Origin of the sequence: Streptomyces sp. HUAS CB01 (assembly GCF_030406905.1) — a bacterium.
In the GTDB taxonomy this organism is placed as follows: domain Bacteria; phylum Actinomycetota; class Actinomycetes; order Streptomycetales; family Streptomycetaceae; genus Streptomyces; species Streptomyces chengbuensis.
The window spans coordinates 7161032-7184072 of the sequence record NZ_CP129137.1 but is presented as its reverse complement, the minus strand read 5'-3'; the positions used below and the strand labels follow the sequence as shown (position 1 = coordinate 7184072).

Genomic DNA, 23041 nt, shown 5'->3' with positions numbered 1-23041 from the left:
TCCCGACCCATTGACCCCCTGTGAACCCCGAGACCACGCTGTGCGACGCACTCAGAAAGCACTTTCTGGACACGACGCCCCCCAGCCGTCTCATCAGCACCGGGAGCGCCGCGAGCAACCGGGAGCGCCATGAGCAGTCGAAGGACTCCGTCCCCCGTCACCGTCCTCACGGCCCTGCCGGCGCCGGTCCTCGGACTCGGCCTCACCGCCACGCCGCGGGCCGAGGAGGCGGCCGAGTACCGGGTCCTGGTCTTCTCCAAGGTCACGAACGTCGCGCACGACTCGATCCCGGCCGGGGTGGCGGCGATCGGGAAGCGGCCGAGTCGGCGGGGCCGGTACGGGGCTCCACGCGGCGTCTCCGCGCGGCGTCTCCGCGCGAGGTCTCCGCGCGGCGCCTCCGCGCGCCGTCTCAGCGCACCGCGGGCGCGGTGGCGAGGCGGGCCTCGGCGACGAGCTGCTTGTAGAACAGTGTCGTGGGGCGGAGGGTCCCTGCCGGGTCGGCGGCGAAGCCGGGGATGACCCCGGCGGCCGTCCACCCGGCCGAGCGGTAGAGCCCCTCGGCGGGGCTGCCCGTCTCGGTGTCCAGGACGAGGAGGGTGGCGCCGCGCTCGGCGGCGCCGCGTTCCGCCGCGGTGAGCAGGGCCCGGCCCAGCCCCCGTCCGCGGGCCTCGCGGTGGACCAGCAGTTTGGCGATCTCGGCGCGGTGGCGGCCGTTGGGGTACGCCGTGAAGCCGACGCTCACGGTGCCGACGACACGCTCGCCGTCGCGCGCCGCCCAGATGGCGCGGCCTCCCTCGGCGACCGCGGGGACGTGCTCGTGCCACCACCTCTCGGCGTCGGCGCGATCGAGCGGGGCGAGGAAGCCCACGGAGGCACCGCCGTCGACCGCGTCGAGAAGCAGATCGGCCAGCCGCGGTGCCGTGCGGGCCAGTTCGCCGGCGTCCAGCCGGAAGACGGTGAACCCGGTCACGGCACCACCACCACCGCGTAGCGGGCGCCGTCCGGGCCGGGGCAGCGGAAGCGCGTCGAGCCCCGGAGACGGAATCGCAGGCAGTCGCCGGCCCGCAGTTCGTGCGTCGCCTCTCCGACGGTGATCTCGACCGTGCCGTCGAGCATCCAGATGTGCTGCTCCATACCGGGCACCGGGGGTGCTTCATAGGCGAGGTCGGCTCCCGGCGCGAGCCGGGACTCGACGATCTCGGCGCGCAGGCCGGTGTGCGGCGGCGAGACGGACCGGCGGACGAAGCCGGCCGTCTCGTCCGTCCAGACCGTCTGGTCGCCCGCCCGGACGAGCTGCGCGGGCTCGGCCTCCACCTCACCGAGGAGCTGGGACATCGTCCTGCCGTGCACCGCGCACAGCCTGCCGAGCAGCGAGGTGGTGGGGCTGATCTCGCCCCGCTCCGCCCGCGACAGGGTCGACCGGCTCACCCCGCTGCGGCGCGCCAGTTCGTCCAGCGACCAGCCGCGCTCGGCCCGCAGTCCGGCGAGCCGTTCGGCCAGTCGCACATCGACGGGGTCGCGTGGCCCGCATTCCGCACCCTCTCTCATATCCGGCACGATATCCCAGATACGGGATTCGGTCGAAGCCGGCCGTCACGGGCCTCGGGGCCGGGGGCGCGGTGCGGTCACAGTCGCCCACCGCGCCCCTGGGTTCCGTCGCGTACCGCCCTCGTACGCGTTCGGCCGCGTGCGCCCGGCACGTGCTCAGTCTGTCCCGCAGGCTCTGCGCGCTCGCGGAGGCTGCGGGTACGGCTGATGGGCTCGGGCCCCACCGACTCGGATCTGGGGCTCGCCGCCTCGCCGCATGTGCTGGAGCGCCACGCATGAGCCGGCGGGTGGTGCCGTGGAGGTGCCCGGAGGCCCGCGGGTGCCGCCGCACGGCTCCGGGGGCGTGCACCCGGTGGGGCGCGTGCGCCGGTCAGCGCCCCTGTACGCCGGTCGAGACGTGCGCTCAACAACCGTCGAATCCGGATGAGTTGCGGGCAATTCCGTACTCCTGAGGCCTGGTCGTCCGCCACCGGAAGCGGAATGCTGTCCCTCGGTGCCATATGCCGCGGAAACCGTTGCCGAAGGCATGTGGCAGAAAGAAGACCCGTGGGCATGCCTGCGGGCGAACCGGACGGGCCGCTACCACCAGGGCCACAGCGTCAATCACACGTCAATGGCTTGCATTTCGGCCAAAGTTGGCCACCGAGTTGTACCACCTGTTAGCGATCAACACCATGAGGTGGTCGGCCTGTACGGGACGGGACCATGCCGATGCACCACCTGCTCGAACACTCGCGCGAGCAGGCGTTTCGCAGAGGAGGGCTCGCGATGGACGGGTACTTCGCCAGTCGACTTCATCATCAGCTCCGGGACCAGGTCCGGCACTTCGCCGAGTGCGAGGTCCGCCCGCGCATTCCGGCCATGGAGGCGGCCCGTACGGTGCACCGCGAACTCTCGCGGCTCATCGCACGGCAGGGCTGGCTCGGAGCGACGATCGGCAAGGGCCACGGCGGGATGGGCGTCGGCCATCTCGCCAAGACCATCATCATCGAGGAACTGTCCCGGGTGAGCGCCGCGATGGGAGCCATGGTCCAGGCCTCCCAGCTGGGCGTCGCCAAGATCGTCCACTTCGGGAGCGAGGAGCAGAAGAAGACCTGGCTCCCGCTGATCGCGGCGGGCGAGTGCCTGCCCACGATCGCGGTCACCGAACCCGAGTCGGGCGGCCATGTGCTGGGGATGAGCGCCACCGCCGTACGTGACGGCGACGACTACGTCATCAATGGCCGAAAGGTGTACGTCGGCAACAGCCATGTCGGTGATCTGCACGGTGTCGTCGTCCGGACCGGACCGGGCTCCAAGGGGCTCACGGCCTTCCTGGTCGAGTCCGGCCGCCCGGGGTGCCGCACGGGAGAGCAGAAGCCGACCATGGGGCTGCACGGCTTCAGTTTCGGTGAGCTCCTGTTCGAGGACTGCCGGGTGCCGGCGGCCAACCGGCTGGGCGAGGAGGGTGACGGCCTCGCGGTCGCCTACTCCTCCAGCGTGCTCTACGGACGCGCGAACCTGACCGCCGTGGCGCTCGGCATACACCGGGCCATCCTGGAGGAGACCACGCGGTTCTGCGCCGAGCGCCACCGCTACGGCAAGCCGCTGCACGAACTGCCGTCCGTCAAGCTGAAGCTGGGACAGCTGCAGTCACGGCTGATGACGGCACGGCTGGCCGCGTACCACGCGGTGCATCTGCTCGACCAGGGGCTGGCCTGCGACGCGGAACTGATGAACGCCAAGCTGGTCAACGTCGAGTCCGTGCTCGACTCGGCGCGCAACGCGATGGAGGTACACGCCGCGTCCGGGTTGTTCACCGAGCGCCCGATCGAGCGCTACCTCCGCGACGCGCACCACATCTTCGCGCCCGCGGGCACCTCCGACATCCAGTTGCTCAGACTGGCCGAGGTGGCCCTGGGCCAGTCGAAGGGACAGTGGTCGGAGCGGCTGGCCGAGCTGACGTGCATGGAGGCCCTGGTCTGACCTCGGGGCGGGCGAAAGGAGTCCCGCACGTGGGACGCGAACACACGACGTCCCCGGGAGCCGTACGGCGGTCCCGGGGACGTCACCGCGCCACGGTCACAGCAGCCCGTCCTCGCGGCGGTGGATCTGCTCGACCAGCTCCGCCGCGAGCGACTTGATGGTCTCCAGTCCCGGTCGGCCCCACGGCCGCGGCTCGGTGTCCACCACGCAGATCGTGCCCAGGGCGATGCCCGTGCGGTCGATCAGCGGTGCCCCGAGGTACGAGCGGATGCCGATCTCGTCCACGACCGGATTGCCCGCGAACCGGGGGTAGTCGCACACGTCCTCCAGCACGAGCGCCTTGCGCCGTACGACCACGTGCGGGCAGTAGCCGTGGTCGCGCGCCATGAAGCGGCCCACGTCCCCGCCGCCGGCCGCCGCGAGGTCGCCTCCGCCCGCATGGGTGCCCGCGGGAGTGTGCAGGCCCGCGAAGAACTGCCGGTGCTCGTCGATGAAGTTGACCATCGAGTAGGGCGCTCCGGTCACCTCCGCGAGCTTGTGCGCGAATTCGTCGAAGGCCGGCTCGGGCCGTTCCCCCAGCCCGAGCTGACGCAGCCGCCGCACCCGGGCGGGGGCCTCCCGGTCGACGGGTGTCAGCAGGAGATGGCCGGTCGGGTCGTACGTCATGACTGAGCTCCGTAGCTCGGCGCCGCTGCCGGTGCCGGGGTGGTGGTGAGCAGATGCTGGACGAGGGTGACCAGGGTGCCGATCCCTGAGCCGGCGATCCGCGCGTCGCACAGCACGACGGGGACGTCCCGCTTCAGGTCGATCGCGGCCCGCACCTCCTCCGGTTCGTAGCGGTAGGAGCCGTCGAACTCGTTGACGGCGACGACGAATCCGATGCCGCGCCGCTCGAAGAAGTCCACGGCGGAGAAGCAGTCCTCCAGCCGTCGTGTGTCGGCGAGGACCACCGCGCCGAGCGCACCTTCGGACAGCTCGTCCCACATGAACCAGAAGCGCTCCTGGCCCGGTGTGCCGAAGAGGTACAGCACATGGCGGTCGTCGAGGGTGATCCGGCCGAAGTCCATCGCCACCGTGGTCGTCGTCTTGGACTCCACGCCCGCCAGGCTGTCGGTGCCGACGCTGACCGCAGTCAGCAGTTCCTCGGTACTGAGCGGCTCGATCTCGCTCACCGCGCCCACGAAGGTCGTCTTGCCCACCCCGAAACCGCCCGCGACGAGGATCTTCAGGGCGGTGGGAAAGGGGTCACGCGGGCCCTGGCCCTGCTCGGGGGTGTGGTCAGGGCGGTGGTCAGAGCCGTCGTCGTAGACCATCGAGCACTGCCTCCAGCAGGGAACGGTCGGTCGGGGATTCCTGGAAGCGGGGCGCCCGTGCGGTGACCGCCCCGCAGTCCACGAGATCGGACAGAAGCACCTTGGTGACGACCGCCGGGAGCCGTAAGTGCGCCGAGATCTCCGCCACCGACGTCGGGCCGTCGCACAGGCCCAGGGCCAGCGCGTGCTCGGGTCCGAGCACCCCGTGCGGGACCGTGCCGGTGGCCATCACCAGGGACAGCAGGTCGAGGGCCGCCGTCGGACGGGTACGGCCCCCGATCACCGAGTACGGGCGGATCAATCGGCCTGCCGCATCGTCCAGCCACGGCCCGTCCTTGGGGGACGGCACGGTCAGAGCCCCGTGGCGCTCGGCGCCCCGGCGGCCTGTCTGGCCGGTGTGACCAGATACGGCCGTACGCTCTTGACCAGCATCGCCATCTCGTACCCGAGGACCGCGGCGTCCGCCTCCCGCCCCGCCAGCACGGCGAGACAGGTGCCCGAACCGGCCGTGGACACGAACAGCAGGGTGGAGTCGAGCTCCACCACGACCTGGCGGACCTCCCCGCCGTCGCCGAACCGGGCGCCGGCGCTGCGGCCGAGCGAGTACAGCCCGGACGCCAGCGCGGCCATGTGGTCGGCGCTGTCGGCGTCGAGGCCGTGCACGGACTTCACCAGGCCGTCGGAGGAGAGCAGAACCGCGTTGCGGGTGTACGGCACTCGCTGGACCAGACCGCTGAGCAGCCAGTCGAGATCCGAGGAATGGCCCGTGGGCACATCGCTCGCCATGGTGCATCTACTCCTTGTGGGTTTCGTCCTGTTGCTGCGGTTCGTGCGGGGCCGGAGCCGCTTCTCCCGGTGTCCCCGACTCCGCGAGGCCGATGCCCCGCTGGAAGGCCGCCATCAGCCCGGGGTCGTGCAGTGCCTGCTCCTCGGGCCTGCGCGGGGCGGGTTCGTCCCGCAACTGGGGCACCAGGTGCTCCTGGGCGCGCCGCTTGGGCAGCTGCGGGCGGCCCATGGTGCCGCGTACGGCCTGGGAGTCGGCTGGCGGGGACGCGTGACGGGGCGCAGGTGGCTGCGCGGGTGTCTGTACGGGCGGCGGCGGGGCGGCAGGGTGAGCCGTACCGGTACGGACGGTGGCCGGGTTGGGCCGGTCCGGGTGCTCGCCGCGCACCGGGAGCGGCCCCGTGGCGGCGGAGTCCGCCGCGGACTGCTGATGCGGCATGCCCGGCATGCTGGTCGCGTAGGTGAGGGTGCGCTGACCGCCGGTGTGGTGCAGGTCCGCGGCGTGCGCCGGTTCGGCGGCGGGGTGGGGAGCGGCGCCCCCTGGGGCGGCGGCCCGCTCCCGGCCGGCGACCCCGCCCGCCACCGCGGCGGCCGCGGCCGGAGGATGGTCGGCGTGGCGCTGGGCACCCTGCTGCTCGGCGCCGCCGTGGGCGCCCGGCTCGGCGCCGAGCAGCCCCTGCGGCAGCACCAGGACCGCCTGGATGCCTCCGTAGATGTTCGACTGGAGGCGGACCGCGATGCCGTGCCGGCGCGCCAGCGCCGAGACCACGAACAGTCCGATGCGGCCGTCCTGCAGGAGGTGCGCGACATTGACCTGGTCGGGATCGGCCAGCAGGGCGTTCATCTTGTTCTGCTCGGAGAGCGGCATGCCGAGGCCCCGGTCCTCGACCTCCACGGCCAGGCCCGCCGTGACGTGCGAGGCGCGCAGCAGCACCTGGGTGTGCGGGGCGGAGAACAGGGTGGCGTTCTCGACCAGTTCGGCGAGGAGGTGGATGACGTCGGCGACGGCGTGGCCGCGCAGGGTGCCGTCGATCGGCGGCACCAGCTTGACCCGGGGGTACTGCTCGACCTCGGCGATGGAGGAGCGCAGGACCTCGGTCATGGTGACCGGGTTGGACCACTGGCGACGGGAGATGGCACCGCCGAGGACGGCCAGGTTCTCCGCGTGCCGGCGGATCCGGGTGGCCAGGTGGTCGACGTGGAAGAGGCCCTTGAGCAGCTCCGGGTCCTCGACCTCGTTCTCCAGCTCGTCGAGCAGCTGGATCTCTCGGTGCACCAGCGACTGGAGCCTGCGGGCGAGATTGACGAAGACCTCGACCTTCTGCTCGTTGCCCACGCTGCTGGAGAGGCGGGAGGCCTGCACCACGGCGGTCACCGCGGCGTCGTGGGAGCGCGTCAGCTCCTGGGCGAGGAGGTCGAGTTCGTCGCCGCCGGCGGCCGGGGCGGGAAGGTTCTCACGGGGCGGCGGGCGCTCGCCCCGGCGAAGTCCGTCGACCACGGCCGTGAGTTCGGCCTGCCTGCGGGCACTGGACCGGCGCAGGTGCTGTGCGCGGTCGAGCATGGTTCTGGCCGTGCGTTCCGCCCCCAGCGCCGCCGCCGCCACGGCGACGACGGCGAGGGCCGCAGAGCCGGCGAGCGCGACCCACAGCGCGGCGGACGGCCGCGCGTCGGTGGAACGGATCGTGAACAGCACCGCGGCCGCGCCGCTGAGCGACACGACGACGGCGGGCAGTACGGCGGTTCGCATCAGTTGGGGGCGTATGCGGGCTTCGGAGTTCGGCGGCGTGGACTGCGGCCTGCCCGCGGAGGAGAGTGCGCGGGAGCCTGACCGGCCGTGCCGCCCGCCCTCGCGGCGGTCCGGCCGCGCGGCTGGTGCGCGTAGTTGAGACATCAGCGTCCTTGGTACGTGGCCCAGGAATCGTGTACCGATCGGTGTGCGCGGCGCCAAGGTGTGTGAGAGCCCACCGTTGATCACCGGACACACACGGTAGTCGTGAACCGTTCATGTGCGGTGGGCAGTTGACAAACTTCCCCGTAGAGCGTCCCGCTCTGGTATGAGGGCTCGCACGCACAGCCGAAATTCCGGGGCCGACAGCGGGGGTGTGTGCCCGGGTACGTCCACACCCTCGGCTGATGGGGCGGAGTGTCCGGACAATTCGCGAGAGGGACGGCCGTGGGATGAATCCCCCGGGCGCGGGACCCGGCCGACCGGCCGCCTGCCGGTCACTGGACGGGGGTGACGGGCGGCGGGTGGGCGGGTGCACGGCTGGGGGGACGGCTGGACCGGCTGGACCGGCTGGACGGCGCAGTCGGTCATCGGGCCCCGGGCGGACTCCCGAGGGCAGGGCCCGGCCGCGCGCACCGGGAGGGCCCCAGGCAATGCGCTCGGCCCCGGACGCCGCGAAGGTCAGGCCCGGCCACGACGGGCAGGGCTGCCGTCGGCACCGCCCACGGAGCCCGGCTGCGGTGTCGGGTTCCGGGACCGGACGCCGGGCACCCGACGCCGGGTTCCTGGCATGGGGCACTGGCCACTGGGCGCCGGACGCCGGCTCCCGGCTCCGGACGCGCATCGGACCGGGTGGGCGCGGAAGGCCTTCGAGCGGTGGCGCGTTCGGCGCCCGGGCCGCAGTGACGGGGCCCCGGGGCGAAGCGGGCCGGGCGGGCACGGACGGTTCGCAGGGCCGGTCCCCGTCCCGTGCCGCGGTGCGGCGCACCGGGCACGCAAGGGACCGTGCGAACGCCGGCGCCCCACCGCGCATGCCGCCACCGCACCCCCGAAGGCCGGTCACGGGGACGTACCGGGTCGTGCGGACCGCCACCGGCCCGCACGGTCCGATGACGTGCTACGGCGTCGGGGCCGTCTCCGGTGTGTCCGAGCCGGAGGCGGCGACGCCGTGCCGGGTCCCGGTCGCCGGGGTCTGCAGCGGCCGGCCGGCGGCGGGGGCGTGGGCCACCGCTCGCCACCAGGGCGCGGAGGGAACGCCGCCCGCCGTGGGCTCGAAGGGCTGGCCCGGCAGCGGCAGGGCGGCCCGCGCGCCCGCTTCCTCCGCCGCCGCGAGCGTGCCCTCGCCCGGCTCGTCCCACGGGTGCAGCGCGAGGTTGAACGTGCCCCAGTGGATCGGCAGCATCACCCCGGACGGCTGTCCGCCCTGGAGGTCCAGATGGGCCCGCATGCCCTCGGCCGGGGTCATGTGGATGTCGGGCCAGAACTCGCTGTAGGCACCGATCTGGATCATGGTGGCGTCGAACGGGCCGTGCTCCGCACCGATGTCCCGGAAGCCGGGGAAGTACCCTGTGTCACCGCTGTGGTAGATCCGGTGACCGGACGGCCCCTCGACGGCCCAGGACGCCCACAGCGTGTGCTGCTGGTTGCGCAGGCCGCGGCCGCAGAAGTGCCGGGCCGGGGTGGCGGTCAGCCGCAGGCCGTCCACCTGCGTCGACTCGTTCCAGTCCAGCTCCCGCAGGCGGCTCTCCGACACGCCCCAGCGCTCCAGGTGCGCCCCCACGCCGAGCGGCACCGCGAAGAGCGTGTCCGTCGAGGCCAGCGCGCGGATGCTGGGCAGGTCGAGGTGGTCGTAGTGGTCGTGGGAGATCACGACCACGTCGACGGGGCCGAGCGCCGCCAGCGGCAGGGGCACGGCATGGAGCCGCTTCGGTCCGGCGAACGCGAAGGGTGAGCAGCGCCGGCCCCAGACCGGGTCGAAGAGCACCCGCTTGCCGTCGATCTCGGCGAGCACGCTCGAGTGCCCCATCCAGGTGAGCCGGAGCCCGGAGGCCGGGGGCCTGGCGAGGTCCTCGAGCGTGGTGGGGTGCAGGGGTATCGGGGCGGCGGGGCCGCGGCGTCTGCGGGCCTCTTTCCGGAAGTAGATCTTCGCGAACTCGAGCGTGGACCCTGACGGTCTCGTCCGGGCTCCCACGGGGTTCTGGAACACCCCGTCGGCGAAATGGGGGGAGCGGCGGATCCGCTCCATCCGCTCTCCGGCGGGGTCGGCCCCGAAGGCGACGGGCCGCATCGATCGCAGCCGGGAGCGCAGCGGGGGCGGGGAACCTGCGCCGGTCACGGGACCTCCTGAGGTCTTCGGTTCGTTCCATTATCGGTGGATGTCCACGGGACGCCGCCGTCCCTGAACCAGGGGGCACGAGCCTCCCACGGCAACCGCAACGAACGGGGCCCGGGAAAAATGCCGGGGCTGAGGCCTGTCCCTGTCACATCCGGGCCGCCCCGTCCGTCGTACCGGTGAAGGCACACAGCGACGATCGAGGAGCCCCGCCATGGCCCGCATTTCTCTCACCCCGCCCCGTACGCTCTTCTCCCGCGCGGTGGACTGGTACTCGAAGCGGACGTACGGCAAGGTCCTCGACCCGGCGAAGGCGCTCGCCCACAATCCGAAGGTGCTCAGGTCCGACCTGCGGTTCGAGCTCGCGGTCGCGAAGTGGAACCGGCTCGACGCCGACCTCAAGGCGCTGGCCGTGATGGCGTCGGCCGCCTCGATCGGCTGCAGCTGGTGCATGGACTTCGGGTACTGGGAGAACCAGCGTCGGGGCATGGACGTCCGCAAGGTGCACGACGTGCCGGTGTGGCGGGAGAGTGACGTGTACACCCCGCTGGAACGGGACGTGATGGAGTACGCGGAGGCCATGACGGCCAATCCGCCGCAGGTCACCGACGAGCTGGCGGGACGGCTGCTGGCTGCTCTGGGCGAGGCCGCCCATGTGGAGCTCACGGCGATGATCGCGGTGGAGAACCTGCGGTCGCGGATGAATTCCGCGCTCGGTCTGACCAGCCAGGGGTTCAAGGACCACTGCGAGGTGCCCGGGCGCGGGCCGGCCGGGGCGGCCGCTGCGGGCGACGCGCGTTGACAGGCCGCGGCCGAGCTCCGGATACTGACCGACGGTTCAGTTCGTAGTCCTATCCGGAGGCCTCCGTGTCCCAACATGGCCCGCTCGTCTCGCTCACCTGGACCGATCACGTCACCGGGCGGCGGGGCCACCTCGTGATCGACCGCCTCGTCCGCGGCGTGTGCAGCGGCGGGCTGCGGATGCGCGAGGGCTGCACCCTGGACGAGGTCGCCGGACTGGCCCGGGGCATGACCATGAAGGAGGCCCTCCACTACGACCCGGAGGGCAGGTACGTCCCGCTCGGCGGCGCCAAGGGCGGGATCGACTGCGACCCGAGGGCCCCGGAGGCGTACGGCGTGCTGGTCCGCTACCTGCGGGCGATGCGTCCCTACATCGAGCACATGTGGACCACCGGTGAGGACCTCGGGCTCACCCAGGACGTGATCGACGAGGCCGCCGCCGAGGCCGGGCTGGTCTCGACGGTGCAGGCCGTGTATCCGCTGCTGGACGACGAGTCGGCGGCGCGCCGGCGACTGGCGGACGCGTTCGCCGTCGACGTCGACGGAATCGGGCTCGACGAGCTGGTCGGCGGCTGCGGAGTCGCCGAGTCCGTGCTCACGGCCCTGGAGCGGGCGGGCGTCCCTCACGAAGGGGCCCGGGTCTCCGTGCAGGGCTTCGGCACGATGGGCGGGGCGGCGGCCCGCTTCCTGTCGCACGCCGGTCTGCGGATCGTGGCCGTGGCCGACATCAAGGGGACGATCGTCCACCCGGACGGCCTGGACGTCGAGGCACTGCTCGCCGCCCGAGACTCGTTCGGAACGGTGGACCGCTCGGCGCTGCGCCCCGGCGACCTCGAGCTGCCCGGTGACGCCTGGCTGTCCGCGGACGCGGAGGTCCTGGTGCCCGCCGCGGTCTCGTACGCCGTCGACCCGGCCAACCAGTCCGTGATCCGGGCACGCTGGATCGCGGAGGCGGCCAACATGCCGGTCCTTCCCGAGGCGGAGGAGCGCTTGCGGGCGCGCGGGGTCACCGTGCTGCCGGACGTCGTGGTGAACTCCGGGACCAACGCCTGGTGGTGGTGGACGCTCTTCGGTGACATCGGTGCGGACGCGGAGGAGGCGTTCACCCACACGCGGCGGTCGATGCGAGCCCTGGTCGACCGGATGCTCACGCGTGCCGAGGAGGACGGCACGACCCCGCGCGCCGCGGCCCACGCGATCGTGGCCGACCGGCTGCCGCGCATCATGGAACGCTTCGGCTCGTACGGCCGGTAGGTGAGGCCGACGCGTCCGGGCGGGGCAGTGCGGCGAGGGCCGTGCCCGGGCGCCGTCGGTACGGGCTCGGCGGTCCCTCCTCCGCACGGCATCGGCTGCGCGCACGGCACCGGCGGCGCCGGTGAACTCCCCGACCTCGCCCAGCCGCACGCCACGGACCGGCGACCGCTCGGGTCCGCGGGGCGTGTGTAGGGTGACCGGGTGGCGAGAGTCCGGTTGAGCGTGGCGGAGCGGCGGGAGGAACTGCTGCGGGCCGCCGTGGAGCAGATCGAGGCCCGCGGGGTGGCCGCCGTCCGGATCGCCGACGTGGCGTCCGCTCTCGGTGTGAGCAACGCCCTCGTGCTGTACCACTTCTCCTCGAAGGAGAAGCTCGTCGCCGCCGCCTTCTCCTATGCGGCGGAGGGCGATCTGGCCCATCTGCGCAAGATCCTCGGCCGTCGGACCTCGGCGGTGCGGCGGCTGCGGACCGCCGTGCGCTGGTACGCCCCGACCGGGCAGGCGAAGGGGTGGCGGCTGTGGATCGAGGGCTGGGCGGTGGCACTGCGGGAGCCCGCCCTGCGTGATGTGTCCCGCGATCTCGACCGCCGATGGAAGGCGGAGCTCACGGCGGTCATCGCGGAGGGCGCGGCGGCCGGCGAGTTCCGGTGCGCCGACCCTTCGGCGGCGGCGTGGCGGCTGACGGCGCTGCTCGACGGCCTGGCCGTGCAGATGACGTCGTATGCGGGCTCGCTGAGCCGGGCCGGCATGCTGCAGTGGGCCGAGGAGGCACTCGCCCGTGAACTGGGGCTCGACCGCGCGGCGTTGACCCGGCAGAGTGCTTAGCGCACGGACGGGCGCGCGGAGAGGAAGACGGTGTCGGCACAGAGCACGGAACGGTCCGCCCTCGACGTACTCGTGGTCGGCGGCAGCGGGGTCGACACGGTCGTACGGGTCGGATCGCTGCCGGTGCCGCCGGCGGACTCGGTCGGAGTGCCGCCGATCCGGGAGTGGGCGGGCCAGACGGGCGGCAATGTGGCCCTCGGCTGCAGGGCGCTCGGACTCGGCGTGACCTTCCTCGACTTCATCGGCGACGATCTCGCGGGCGGACAGGTGCGGGAGCGGCTGGCGGACGGCGGCGTGGACTTCGAGCATCTGGTCTCCCCCACAGGAACCCGGCGCGCGGTGAACCTGGTCGACGACACCGGCCGCAGGATGTCGTTCTACGACGCCCGCGACCCGGGCGATCTGCGCATGCCTCGCGACTTCTACCTCCCTCATCTGCGACGGGCCCGGCACGTCCATCTGTCGATCGTGCACTTCGCCCGGTTCCTGTACGACGACATCGCGGAGCTCGGGGTGCCGGTGTCGACCGATCTCCACGACTGGGACGGCGTGGAAGACCACCACCGGGACTTCGCGCTCCGCTCCGACGTGGTGTTCCTGAGCGCGGCCGGGGCCGGCGAACGGATCGCGTCGGTGATGCGGGAGATCCTGCGCGAGGGCCGGGCGGAGGCCGTCGTCGCCACGGCCGGGGCCGGCGGCTCGTATCTGATGACGCGCGACGGCGGGCGCACTCCCCGCCCGATACCGGCGACGGTGCCGCCCACACCGGTGGTGGATTCCAACGGCGCGGGCGACGCGTACGTCTCCGGCTTCCTCTACGGACGGCTGGCGGGCCGCCGTCTGGAGGAGTGCGCACGGCTGGGCGCGGTCGCCGGTGCCTACGCCTGTACGGGACACGGCAGTTCTGCGCTGATCGGCCGCGAGGGCCTGGCTTCCGCTCAGGTCTGACGGAGGGGGACGTACGCCTCGGCGTCCAGGCCGAAGGTCCAGGCGACCCCCTCCTTCGCGGTCCGTGTCGTGGGCGGTACGCGCAGCCAGTACGTCTTGTGCGTACCGTCCGGTTCGGGCGTGGAGTTGACCACCTCCACCATCGTGACGTCCTCGTCGTCGGCGAGGGCGATCCGCCACAGCACACCGGTCTCGTCGCGGTGCACGGGCCGGGCGTCCGACTCGGTCAGATAGCGGTCGTAGCCGTAGAACTCCAGCATCACCCTGCGCAGTTCGGCATTCTCCTCGGTGCGTATGCGCTCCGGGGTGAGTGCGGCCAGTCCGGCCAGGAAGTCGGCGGGGACGGGCATGCCGCGCCAGGCGTGGAGCGCGAATCCGTCCGGGAACGCGAGTGCCGGGCCGTCGCCGCGGTCGAGCCGCCCGGCCTCGTCACGGTGGAGCTCCACGGGTCGTTCGCAGATCACCGCCGCCTTCTCGAACGGCCACCACCAGCCGGCGTGCTCCGCCACCCGGGTCAGGCCGGCGAGCCGGTCGCTGCGGCCGTCGAAGGCGGCGAGCCAGGCGGCGTCGTGCTGGCCCAGCACCGCGTCCAGCAGGACCATCCGGACCGCCTTCCGTTCGGCGTCCGCGGCCTCGGAGTCGTCCCCTGCCAGGACGGCGGCCTCTTCGGCCAGGGCGTCGGCCACCCCCGTCCGTATCCGCTCGGCGAGCGCGCGCGTGGTGTCCCAGAGCAGCGCGCCGCTCCTCCCCCACAACTCCGTCCAGCCCGCGGGGCCGAGGGCGTCGTGCACCCGGCGGCGCTCCTCGGCCCAGGGCACGGTCCTCACCTCGTCGCGCACGGAACGGCCGGCGTCCGTCAGCGACCGCACCGCCGTCACGGCGGCTCTGGGCGAGTCCACCCACACGTAGCGCTCGGGCTCGGCGAGCCCGGCCGTGCGGTAGGCGAGCGCGATCCCCTCCTCCGCGGCGGCCCGGTCGGCCGGCCCCGTCGCCGCCGCCACTGCCCGCCACTTGTCCATGTACTGCATCCGAAGTCCCGCCCCCTGATGTCCTGTTCCCGCCACTGCGTCACGCGTCCCGCCGGTCCTTCGCGGCTGCCGGCCCCTGCCCGGCACTCAGTCCGCCACGATCCGCACCGCGCCCGGGATGTACTCCCGCTGGCGCACCACGCGGTACCAGCCCTTGGGCAGGGGTATCGGCGCGTGCTCCTCGTGCACCACCCGGCCGCCCTCGGGGACATGGAGGAGCATGGGCCCGGACGGGCCCGCGTCGCGGAAGAGCCGTCCCGGGCCCGTCACGGCGTGGGCGTGACCGGTGACCTCGCCGAGCGCCAGGACCAGCCGACCGCGGCCGTCCCTCGGCTCCCCCTGCGCGTCCTCGGCACGGGCGGGGACGGCGTCCTCCGCGACGGGCACGATCAGCACATCTCCCTGCCGGTACATGGCTCTCCCCTCGACCGTCGGCGCCTGGTGCGCCGGGCTGTGATCGAAGCTAGAGGCAGGGTCTGACAATGACGCGACGTCACCCGCCCGGCCCGGTCCGGCACGGGGCCGCACCCGGACCGGAGGGAACCGGCGGCGGGGCCTCGCGCGCGTGGGCCGGACCGCGGAACCGGCGCCGACGCCCGGACGGCGACGGCATGGGACGGCCGCCCCCGCGAATCCGGTTCGGGCGTCACGCGCGGCCGGACGGCCGGACCCCAGCCGCAACTGCGACTGCGACTGCGACTGCGTGAGACGGCCGGGCCGCGTCCGGTTCGGGCGTGACGCGCGGGAACCACGCAAGCGCTCCCGACGGACCGGCACCGGACGTCCCGGCAGGGCGGCCCGCGCCCCTGTGGCCCCGGGACCCGGCGGTGGTTCGCACGCCCCCGCCCGTCCCCATGCTCCCCGCGGACCCGGAGTGCGCACGGCACCCCATGCTCCCCACGGCCCGGGGGCGTTCGCACGGTCGTCTCCCAGCCGCCCGGCGGCCGTCGGACGTTGTGGACGCCCCGCGGGGGGCCCTGTCAGTGGCGCTTGGTAGAACTGCTCGCACATCAGCCGATCATCGCCGTCCGCTGTCTGGAGCATCGTCATGACCATTGGGGTCCATCTGCAGGAGCTGCACGGCCTGCCCGCGTTCGACTTCCCGGGCGCCGACGCGAAGGCCGGCGAGCTGCCGGACCCCGCGTCCGTCGCCTGGCGGATCGGTGTGGACGCGTACGACAGCGAGGAGGCGTGGGAGGACGCCTTCGCGCGCTTCGCCGCCGCCGTGGACACCACGAAGGTCCGGGCCCTGATCGTGGGCGCCTGGAGCGACGTGTACGACAGCGGCCCCGACGAGGTGTTCTCGGCGCTGCTCGCCGCACGCGACCGGCTGCCGGAGCTGCGGGCGCTGTTCGTCGGCGACATCACGTTCGAGGAGTGCGAGATCTCCTGGATCAACCAGGGCGATGTCACCCCGCTGCTCGACGCCTTCCCGGAGCTGGAGGAGTTCGGGGTGCGCGGCGGCATGGGCCTGGTGTTCGGCGCTGCCCGGCACGAGCGTCTGCGGACCCTCGTGATCGAGAGCGGCGGCCTGCCGGCCGGGGTGGTCCGCGGCGTGGCCGCCTGCGAGCTGCCCTCCCTGGAGCACCTGGACCTCTGGCTCGGTACCTCCGGCTACGGCGGGGACGCCGAGCTCGGCGACCTCGGGCCGTTCCTCGCGGGCACCCGCCTTCCCGGACTCCGGTGTCTCGCTCTGCGCAACAGCGAGATCCAGGACGAGATCGCCTCGGCCCTCGCGGCGGCGCCGGTCGTCGCCCGGCTGGAGATCCTGGACCTGTCGATGGGCACCCTGGGCGACCAGGGGGCGGCGGCGCTGCTCGAGGGACAGCCCCTCACCCACCTCAGCAAGCTCGACCTGCACCACCACTTCCTCAGCGAGCCGATGGCCGAGCGGATACGCCGTGCGCTGGAGCCCTCCGGGGTGAGTGTCGACCTCGACGGCGTGCAGGAGCCCTGGGACGACGACGAGGACAACGGCCGGTTCACCGCGGTGGCGGAGTGAGACCGGGGGCGTCACGGCGCTTCGCCGTCGTCGGCGTCCCGGGGAACCGCCGGGTCGCCTTCTTCCAGCGGGCACTGCGCACGGCGGGGCTGCCCGAGGCGCGCGTGGTGCCGTGGCTGGACGTCCTGCGGGGCCGGGCCGGTTTCGAGGCCGGGGAGACCGTGCGGATCGACTCCCCCGGTGAGGACCCGGAGGTGGACCGGCTGCTGCGCGGTGTCGGCGACCCGGCCGCGGTCGAGGGCACCGGCCGCTGGTACGCGCGCTTCACGGACGCCGTGCGGGACGTGGCGGAGTCCGTGCGCGCCGCGGGGGGCACCCTGCTCGACGACCCGGACGAGCTCGCCGTGCTGTTCGACAAACGCCTGTGCCACGAGCGGCTCACGGCGTCCGGCGTGGCGGTGCCGCCGTCGCCCACGTCCGGCGCCGCGGCACCCGCCGTGCGCGGCTGGGACGACGTCCGTGCCGTGCTCGCCGAACCGGGGTACCGCCGGGCGTTCGTGAAGCTCGCCCACGGTTCATCGGCATCCGGGGTCCTGGCGGTGGAGTTCGCCGGCGGCGGCCGCATCCGGGCGACGACGTCGGTGGAACGGACGCCGGACGGACGACTGTTCAACTCGCTCAGGCTGCGCCGCTACACGTCCGAGCAGGAGATCGCCGCCATCGTGGACGCCCTCGCGCCCGACGGTCTGCACATCGAGCGCTGGCTGCCCAAGGCCGTCCAGCACGGAAGGGCCGCCGACCTGCGGGTCGTGGTGGTCGCGGGACGGGCCACGCACGCCGTCGTGCGGACCAGCCGTTCCCCGCTGACCAATCTCCATCTGGGCGGTCTGCGGGGCGACCTGGCCGAGGCCAGGGCCGCCGTGCGGGCTGCCGGCCGCAGCTGGCGCGACGACGTGCTGGGACTGTGCGAGCGCACGGCCCGCAGCTTCCCCGGGACCCTGTGCGTCGGTGTCGACCTGCTGCCGGCCACGGGCTGGCGCCGGTTCGCCGTCGGCGAGGTCAACGCGTTCGGCGACCTCCTGCCGGGGCTCACGGGACTGCCGGGCAGCGGCAGCGAGGGCCTCGACACCTATGCGGCGCAGGTCGCCGCCGTACATCCGCACCATGAGGAACCACCATGCACTCAGCCTCTCCCGGCCGGACCGGTCCGGCCGGCATGACGCAGCCCGCCCGTACGGCGGCCGCGACCGGCACGACGGACCCGGCCGGATCCCCGGGCGTCGTCCCGGCAGCGCCCTCGCCGGACATGCGGTCGGTCGTCGGCACGGACGACCTGCTGCTCGTCACCCTCGACACGCTGCGCTTCGACGTCGCGGAGGAACTCGCGGCCGCCGGCCGCATCCCGAACCTCGCGCGTCATCTGCCGGGTGGCCGCTGGGAGCGGCGGCACGCCCCGGGCAGCTTCACCTGGGCCTCGCACCAGGCGATCTTCGCGGGCTTCCTCCCGACGCCCGCCGCGCCCGGCCCCCATCCCCGGCTGTTCGCCGCGCGGTTCGCCGGCAGTGAGACGACCGCCGACGGCACGTTCGTGTACGACACGCCCGACCTGGTCTCCGGGCTCGCCGGCGCCGGTTACCGGACGGTGTGCATCGGCGGTGTCGGCTTCTTCAACCGGCAGGGACCGCTCGGCACCGTGCTGCCGGGGATGTTCCAGGAGAGCCACTGGGAGCCCGAGTTCGGCGTGGCCTCCCCGACCTCCTTCGAGGCTCAGGTCGCCAGGGCCGAGGAGGTCGTCGCGGCACTCCCCGCGGACCGGCGCCTGTTCCTCTTCGTCAACGTCTCGGCCCTGCACCAGCCCAACTGGTTCCATCTGCCGGGCGCGACGCGGGAGGCCGGGGACTCCCGCGAGACCCACGCGGCCGCGCTGGAGTACGTCGACCGGCACATCGGCCGGCTCTTCGCCGCGGCGGCCCGCCGCAGGCGGTGCTTCGCGATCGTCTGCTCCGACCACGGCACGGCGTACGGCGACGACGGGTACACCGGCCACCGGCTCGGCCACGAGGTCGTGTGGACGGTGCCGTACGCGCAGTTCCTCCTGCCCGGGCCGGATGCCCCGGAGGGCGCCCGGTGAGCGGCGCGGCGCACGGGATCCGCCCGTACCGGAGCTACGTCTACGCCTACCCGCACAAGACGTCGTACCGTCCGCTGCCGGACCGGCCCCGGTTGCGCGACCTGTGGGCCGGGGAGGGGAAGGACGCGCTCTCCCTGTACCTCCACATCCCCTTCTGCGAGGTCCGCTGCGGCTTCTGCAATCTGTTCACCCGGATCGGCGCCCCCGACGAGCTGACGACGCGGTACCTCGACGCGCTGGAGCGGCAGGCCGTGGCCGTCCGGGAGGCACTGGGCGACGCGGACCCGGTCCGGTTCGCGGCCGCCGCGTTCGGCGGTGGCACCCCGACCTTCCTCACCGCCGGGGAGTTGGAGCGGCTCTGCGACATCGCCGAGAAGCGGATGGGCGCCGCACTGCGCGCCGTACCGCTGTCGGTGGAGACGTCCCCGGCCACGGCGACCGCCGACCGCCTCGCCGTGCTCGCCGAGCGCGGCACGACCCGGCTGAGCATCGGCGTCCAGAGCTTCGTGGACGAGGAGGCGAGGGCCGCCGTCCGCCCGCAGCGGCGCGCCGACGTCGAGGCCGCGCTCGGCCGCATCCGGGACACCGGCGTCCCGGTCCTCAACATCGACCTGATCTACGGCATCGACGGCCAGACGGAGGCGACCTGGCGGCGCTCCCTCGACGCGGCGCTCGCCTGGCACCCGGAGGAGCTGTATCTGTACCCGCTCTACGTGCGGCCGCTGACCGGACTCGGCCGGCACGCCGGCACGGAGGCGGACACGGAGGCCGCCTGGGACGAGCAGCGGCTGCGGCTCTACCGGCTGGGCCGTGATCATCTGCTGGCGCACGGCTACGAGCAGGTCTCCATGCGGATGTTCCGCCGCACCGGCGCACAGGACCAAGCGCGGCGCGGCCCCGACGACCACGCCTGCCAGACCGACGGCATGATCGGCCTCGGCTGCGGGGCCCGTTCGTACACCTCGGGCCTGCACTACTCCTTCGACTACGCCGTGGACATGCGCCGGATACGCACGATCATCGACGACTACACGGAGACGGCCGACTTCACCCGGGCCGAGGTCGGGCGGCGGATCGACGACGGCGAGGCACGGCGCCGCCATCTGCTGCAGTCACTGCTGCAGGCACAGGGGATGGAGGTGGCCGGGTACCGGGACCGTTTCGGCAGCGCGCCCGCCGAGGACTTCCCCGGCGAACTGGCGGCCTTCGCCGCACGCGGCTGGCTGGAGGAGAGCGGCGGGCTGCTGCGGCTCACGCCGGAGGGGCTGGCGTACTCGGACGCGCTGGGTCCCGAGCTGTTCTCGCCCGCCGTGCGTGACGCGATGTCCGCGTACGAGCCGAAGTGAGGCGCCGATGGATCTGACCGTGCTGTACCGCGGGCCACTGGCGTCGTGCGACTACGACTGCCCCTACTGTCCGTTCGCCAAGCGGCGGGACAGCCGCGAGCAGTTGCGGGCCGACCGGACGGCGCTGGAGCGGTTCGCGGGCTGGGCGGCGGAGCGGCAGGGCGAGGACCGGCTGTCACTGCTGTTCACACCATGGGGCGAGGCGCTGGTGCGCTCCTGGTACCGGCGCACGCTGGCCGGGCTGTCCCGTTTGCCGCACATCGACAGGGTCGCCGTCCAGACCAATCTGAGCTGCCGCACGGACTGGCTGGACGACGCCGACCCGGGGACGCTGGCGCTGTGGTGCACGTACCACCCGGGGCAGACGCCGTACGACCGCTTCCTCGGCAAGTGCCGGGACCTGGTCGCGCGCGGCATCAGGTTCAGCGTCGGGATCGTCGGCTTCGAGGAGCATCTGGAGGCCGCACGCCGACTGCGGGCGGACCTCCCGGACCACGTCTATCTGTGGGTCAACGCGGCGGAGGGGCGTACCTACACCGACGAGGAGGCGGCCCGCTGGACCGCGCTCGACCCCCTCTTCCCGTACAGCCGGCATCCGCACCGTTCGGCCGGACTGCCCTGCCGTACGGGCGAGTCGGTCGTCTCGGTGGACGGCGACGGCACGGTGCGGCGCTGCCATTTCGTGCGTTCCGGGCTGGGCAACCTCTACGACGGCTCCTACCGTGCGGCGCTGGGACCGCGGGCCTGCCCGCTCGCGGTGTGCGACTGCCACATCGGCTATGTCCATCTGGAGTCGCTGCCGCTGTACGACGTGTTCGCGGGCGGGGTCCTGGAGCGGATCCCGGCGGGGTATCCCGGCCCGGTTCCCGGCGGCGGGAGCGCCCCGGACCGGGCGCGGCGCGTCGGACGCGGACCCGGCCCGGGGCACACCCGTCCGGCTCCCGCCCAGGGCCCGGGCTCCGCCCCGGACCCTGGCCCGGGCCCGTTGACGGATCCGGACCCGCCTTCGGCCCCCGGCTCGGCCCCGGAGGATTCCGGCCCGCGTCCACGTCCCGGTTCGCGCCCGGGCGATCAGAGCGGCAGCAGGTCCGGGCGCTTCGGCTCGACGTGATCGCCCGACGATTCGCCGCGGAGCCGCCGTCCGATCCACGGCACGAGATGCTCGCGGGCCCACTGGATGTTGTCGCGGCGGACTTCGAGGGTGCCGCGCGGCGGCAGCGGAGGCCACGGCTGGTCCGGGTCGGCCGGGACGTCCAGACGGAGCACCTGCGCTGCCCGCAGCGCCACGCGCGTGTGCCCTTCCGGTGACAGGTGCAGCCGGTCGCCGTCCCACGCCCGCCGGTCCTGCACCGACTTGAGCGACCAGAGGTCGAGGACGGGGCAGTCGTAGCGGTCGGCGATGGCACGGACGTGCGCCGTGTAGGTGGCGATCTTGCCCCGGAGATGGCGGAGCACGGGCACCCCGCGGGTGTCGAACCCGGTCGTCACCATCACCGTGCCCACCGAGGCGGTCAGGTCGGCGACCGCCCGCTCGAAGCGTTCGGCGACGTCGTCGGGATCGCTGCCGGGCCGGATGATGTCGTTCCCGCCGGCGCAGAACGTCACCAGATCGGGGGCGAGTTCCTTGGCGCGCGGGACCTGCTCCTCCACGATCTGGTCGAGCAGCCTGCCGCGTACGGCGAGATTGGCGTAGCGGAAGGTGTGTTCCGGTAGGCGGTCGTCCAGCAGGACCGCGAGACGGTCCGCCCAGCCGACGAACCGCCCGTCGGGTCCGGGGTCTCCGACGCCCTCGGTGAAGCTGTCACCGATCGCCGCGTACGACCCGAAGGAGTCCTTTGCTCGTGATCGCGAATCATCTGCCACGTCGAGTCATCATTCACCCCGCGAAGTGACCTACGCCACCGTAGGGAGGGGTTGACGACGCGTGATATAGACCACCAGGTCAGTTTTCGGCAAAGCGGGAATAGCCACCGGTCGCGTGCCGCGCCCCACTTCGCCCGGCCCGGGGTGGGGGCACACGAAGCCGTCCGCCGGCCCCCTGCGCGGGGCCGGCGGACGGAGGACGCTGCGCGAGGTACCGACGCAGCGTCAGATCGAGACCCCGTGCCGGCGCAGGTAGGCCAGCGGGTCGATGTCCGATCCGTAACCGGGGCTGGTGCGGATCTCGAAGTGCAGGTGCGGGCCGGTGGAGTTGCCGGTCGAGCCCGACAGGCCGATCTGCTGTCCGCCGGTGACGCCCTCCCCGGAGGAGACGGAGAGCTGGGAGAGGTGGGCGTACTGGGAGTACGTGCCGTCGTTGTGCTTGATGACGACCTCGTTGCCGTACGAACCGCTCCAGCCGGCCGAGACGACGGTGCCCGGGCCGACCGACTTCACGGACGTGCCGGTGGAGGCGATGAAGTCCACACCGGTGTGGTAACCGCTGGACCACATGGCACCCGCGGTCTTGTACGAGGTGCTGATCCCACCGACCACCGGGGCGAAGTAGCCCGAGGGGAGGTTCTTGACGGCGGTGTCGGCGGCCGGGGCCTGGACCGGGGCGGCCGCGGGGGCCGCGGCGCCGCGCTCGGCGGTGCGGGAGGCGCGCTCGGCGGAGGCTGCCGGCTTCTGGGCCTTGGCCTGCGCCTTGGCCTGCGCCTCGGCCTCGGACTTGACCGGGGCGTCGGCCTTGCGCTCGGGCTTCGACTGGGCCTTCGCCTGCGGCTTGACGTCGCCCGTGGCCTTCGGCTTGCCGTGGAGGCTGAGCTTCAGCCCCGGGTGGATCAGCGAGGGGTTCTCCCCGACGGCGGCGCGGTTGTCGGCCCAGAGCTTCTTCCAGCCGCCCGCGACGTGCTGCTCGGCCGCGATCTTCGACAGATGGTCACCCGCCACGACGGTGTAGGCCTTGGCGGCCTTGCCCGTCTGCGGCGCCTGGGGGACGAGGGCCTTGTGGGTGGTCGGGGCGGCGTGTCCGGCGGCAGGCACGGACTGCCCGGCGGCGTTCGCGCCGGCGGCACCGATGAACGGGATGGCGATGACGGCTCCGCCCGTACTGGCGGCGACGAATCCGCGCTTGAACGGGCTGGTCCTCGGACGGCGGTGCTTCCCCTTACCGGGCATGGC

Annotated in this window: 21 protein-coding genes and 1 pseudogene; 10 read left to right on the top strand and 12 right to left on the bottom strand. The window is 73.2% G+C overall.

The genetic code is table 11. The features are described 5' to 3' along the window. Positions 1-409: 409 nt before the first annotated feature. Both QRN89_RS31315 and QRN89_RS31310 read right to left on the bottom strand, forming a co-directional pair. Positions 410-970 carry a GNAT family N-acetyltransferase gene (locus QRN89_RS31315; RefSeq protein WP_290352783.1) on the bottom strand — a complete coding sequence of 187 codons (561 nt, stop codon included), beginning with the start codon at positions 968-970 and terminating at the stop codon, positions 410-412. Beyond that, the gene (locus QRN89_RS31310; RefSeq protein WP_290352782.1) at positions 967-1548 is read right to left on the bottom strand and encodes a helix-turn-helix domain-containing protein; all 582 of its coding nucleotides are present in this window, start codon (positions 1546-1548) and stop codon (positions 967-969) included. The genes QRN89_RS31315 and QRN89_RS31310 overlap by 4 nt, the downstream gene beginning before the upstream one ends. 768 nt (positions 1549-2316) lie before the next feature. Between QRN89_RS31310 and QRN89_RS31305 the strand changes: the two genes are divergently transcribed. Beyond that, a complete protein-coding gene (locus QRN89_RS31305; protein ID WP_290353933.1) occupies positions 2317-3513 on the top strand; it encodes an acyl-CoA dehydrogenase family protein in 1197 nt (398 codons plus the stop codon). A 96-nt stretch (positions 3514-3609) separates the two neighbouring features. On the opposite strand, the gene QRN89_RS31300 is transcribed toward QRN89_RS31305, so the two are convergent. The 6 genes from QRN89_RS31300 to QRN89_RS31275 form a co-directional block, all read right to left on the bottom strand. Then, positions 3610-4179, bottom strand: coding sequence for a GAF domain-containing protein (locus QRN89_RS31300; RefSeq protein WP_290352781.1), 570 nt, complete (start codon positions 4177-4179; stop codon positions 3610-3612). Then, entirely contained in the window at positions 4176-4826 is a 651-nt protein-coding gene (locus QRN89_RS31295) for a GTP-binding protein (protein ID WP_290352780.1), read from the bottom strand. Before QRN89_RS31295 ends, QRN89_RS31300 begins: the two co-directional genes overlap by 4 nt. Further along, positions 4804-5175, bottom strand: coding sequence for a DUF742 domain-containing protein (locus QRN89_RS31290; RefSeq protein WP_290352779.1), 372 nt, complete (start codon positions 5173-5175; stop codon positions 4804-4806). The genes QRN89_RS31295 and QRN89_RS31290 overlap by 23 nt, the downstream gene beginning before the upstream one ends. A 2-nt stretch (positions 5176-5177) precedes the next feature. Beyond that, positions 5178-5612, bottom strand: a complete 435-nt coding sequence (locus QRN89_RS31285) for a roadblock/LC7 domain-containing protein (protein ID WP_093661476.1) — start codon at positions 5610-5612, stop codon at positions 5178-5180. A 7-nt stretch (positions 5613-5619) separates the two neighbouring features. Then, entirely contained in the window at positions 5620-7500 is a 1881-nt protein-coding gene (locus QRN89_RS31280; protein WP_290352778.1) for a sensor histidine kinase, read from the bottom strand. Positions 7501-8452: 952 nt separating this feature from the next. After that, positions 8453-9670: an MBL fold metallo-hydrolase gene (locus tag QRN89_RS31275; RefSeq protein ID WP_290352777.1), complete on the bottom strand. Its 1218-nt coding sequence runs from the start codon at positions 9668-9670 to the stop codon at positions 8453-8455. A 211-nt stretch (positions 9671-9881) separates the two neighbouring features. On the opposite strand from QRN89_RS31275, the gene QRN89_RS31270 reads away from it, so the two are divergent. The 4 genes from QRN89_RS31270 to QRN89_RS31255 all read left to right on the top strand — a co-directional run bounded on the left by QRN89_RS31270 (position 9882) and on the right by QRN89_RS31255 (position 13492). Further along, on the top strand, positions 9882-10469 hold the full coding sequence (locus QRN89_RS31270; protein ID WP_290352776.1) for a carboxymuconolactone decarboxylase family protein: 588 nt from the start codon (positions 9882-9884) through the stop codon (positions 10467-10469). A 65-nt stretch (positions 10470-10534) separates the two neighbouring features. Further along, positions 10535-11722 (top strand): glutamate dehydrogenase, encoded by a 1188-nt coding sequence (locus tag QRN89_RS31265; RefSeq protein WP_290352775.1) that lies wholly within the window; start codon positions 10535-10537, stop codon positions 11720-11722. Positions 11723-11923: 201 nt separating this feature from the next. Then, a complete protein-coding gene (locus tag QRN89_RS31260) occupies positions 11924-12544 on the top strand; it encodes a TetR/AcrR family transcriptional regulator (RefSeq protein WP_290352774.1) in 621 nt (206 codons plus the stop codon). A 30-nt stretch (positions 12545-12574) separates the two neighbouring features. Next, the gene (locus tag QRN89_RS31255; protein WP_290352773.1) at positions 12575-13492 is read left to right on the top strand and encodes a carbohydrate kinase family protein; all 918 of its coding nucleotides are present in this window, start codon (positions 12575-12577) and stop codon (positions 13490-13492) included. On the opposite strand, the gene QRN89_RS31250 is transcribed toward QRN89_RS31255, so the two are convergent. Both QRN89_RS31250 and QRN89_RS31245 read right to left on the bottom strand, forming a co-directional pair. Beyond that, positions 13483-14520, bottom strand: a complete 1038-nt coding sequence (locus QRN89_RS31250) for a DUF6745 domain-containing protein (protein WP_290352772.1) — start codon at positions 14518-14520, stop codon at positions 13483-13485. The two genes, QRN89_RS31255 and QRN89_RS31250, sit on opposite strands and share 10 nt — an antisense overlap. Positions 14521-14607: 87 nt before the next feature. Next, on the bottom strand, positions 14608-14934 hold the full coding sequence (locus tag QRN89_RS31245) for a DUF8820 family protein (RefSeq protein WP_290352771.1): 327 nt from the start codon (positions 14932-14934) through the stop codon (positions 14608-14610). 634 nt (positions 14935-15568) lie between these two features. Between QRN89_RS31245 and QRN89_RS31240 the strand changes: the two genes are divergently transcribed. The 5 genes and pseudogenes from QRN89_RS31240 to QRN89_RS31220 all read left to right on the top strand — a co-directional run. Beyond that, positions 15569-16522 carry an STM4015 family protein gene (locus tag QRN89_RS31240; RefSeq protein WP_290352770.1) on the top strand — a complete coding sequence of 318 codons (954 nt, stop codon included), beginning with the start codon at positions 15569-15571 and terminating at the stop codon, positions 16520-16522. After that, a complete protein-coding gene (locus tag QRN89_RS31235; RefSeq protein ID WP_290352769.1) occupies positions 16519-17682 on the top strand; it encodes an STM4014 family protein in 1164 nt (387 codons plus the stop codon). The genes QRN89_RS31240 and QRN89_RS31235 overlap by 4 nt, the downstream gene beginning before the upstream one ends. An 86-nt stretch (positions 17683-17768) precedes the next feature. Next, positions 17769-18593, top strand: coding sequence for an STM4013/SEN3800 family hydrolase (locus QRN89_RS31230; protein WP_290353932.1), 825 nt, complete (start codon positions 17769-17771; stop codon positions 18591-18593). After that, the gene (locus QRN89_RS31225) at positions 18590-19939 is read left to right on the top strand and encodes an STM4012 family radical SAM protein (RefSeq protein ID WP_290352768.1); all 1350 of its coding nucleotides are present in this window, start codon (positions 18590-18592) and stop codon (positions 19937-19939) included. Before QRN89_RS31230 ends, QRN89_RS31225 begins: the two co-directional genes overlap by 4 nt. Before the next feature lie 7 nt (positions 19940-19946). After that, positions 19947-20840 (top strand): annotated as a pseudogene (locus QRN89_RS31220) (STM4011 family radical SAM protein); the annotation flags it as partial. 170 nt (positions 20841-21010) lie between these two features. Here the strand turns inward: QRN89_RS31220 and QRN89_RS31215 are convergent. Together QRN89_RS31215 and QRN89_RS31210 are read right to left on the bottom strand one after the other, a co-directional pair. Next, entirely contained in the window at positions 21011-21802 is a 792-nt protein-coding gene (locus QRN89_RS31215; RefSeq protein WP_290352767.1) for an SGNH/GDSL hydrolase family protein, read from the bottom strand. Between the two features lie 225 nt (positions 21803-22027). Next, a complete protein-coding gene (locus QRN89_RS31210) occupies positions 22028-23038 on the bottom strand; it encodes a M23 family metallopeptidase (protein ID WP_290352766.1) in 1011 nt (336 codons plus the stop codon). Between the last annotated feature and the right edge of the window lie 3 nt (positions 23039-23041).

Excerpts from the sequence above, each read along its gene's own strand:
- QRN89_RS31310 (WP_290352782.1), bottom strand. The coding sequence starts at position 1,548 with ATGAGAGAGGGTGCGGAATGCGGGCCACGCGACCCCGTCGATGTGCGA.
- QRN89_RS31305 (WP_290353933.1), top strand. The coding sequence starts at position 2,317 with ATGGACGGGTACTTCGCCAGTCGACTTCATCATCAGCTCCGGGACCAG.
- QRN89_RS31300 (WP_290352781.1), bottom strand. The coding sequence starts at position 4,179 with ATGACGTACGACCCGACCGGCCATCTCCTGCTGACACCCGTCGACCGG.
- QRN89_RS31295 (WP_290352780.1), bottom strand. The coding sequence starts at position 4,826 with ATGGTCTACGACGACGGCTCTGACCACCGCCCTGACCACACCCCCGAG.
- QRN89_RS31285 (WP_093661476.1), bottom strand. The coding sequence starts at position 5,612 with ATGGCGAGCGATGTGCCCACGGGCCATTCCTCGGATCTCGACTGGCTG.
- QRN89_RS31280 (WP_290352778.1), bottom strand. The coding sequence starts at position 7,500 with ATGTCTCAACTACGCGCACCAGCCGCGCGGCCGGACCGCCGCGAGGGC.
- QRN89_RS31270 (WP_290352776.1), top strand. The coding sequence starts at position 9,882 with ATGGCCCGCATTTCTCTCACCCCGCCCCGTACGCTCTTCTCCCGCGCG.
- QRN89_RS31250 (WP_290352772.1), bottom strand. The coding sequence starts at position 14,520 with ATGCAGTACATGGACAAGTGGCGGGCAGTGGCGGCGGCGACGGGGCCG.
- QRN89_RS31245 (WP_290352771.1), bottom strand. The coding sequence starts at position 14,934 with ATGTACCGGCAGGGAGATGTGCTGATCGTGCCCGTCGCGGAGGACGCC.
- QRN89_RS31240 (WP_290352770.1), top strand. The coding sequence starts at position 15,569 with ATGACCATTGGGGTCCATCTGCAGGAGCTGCACGGCCTGCCCGCGTTC.
- QRN89_RS31230 (WP_290353932.1), top strand. The coding sequence starts at position 17,769 with ATGCGGTCGGTCGTCGGCACGGACGACCTGCTGCTCGTCACCCTCGAC.
- QRN89_RS31210 (WP_290352766.1), bottom strand. The coding sequence starts at position 23,038 with ATGCCCGGTAAGGGGAAGCACCGCCGTCCGAGGACCAGCCCGTTCAAG.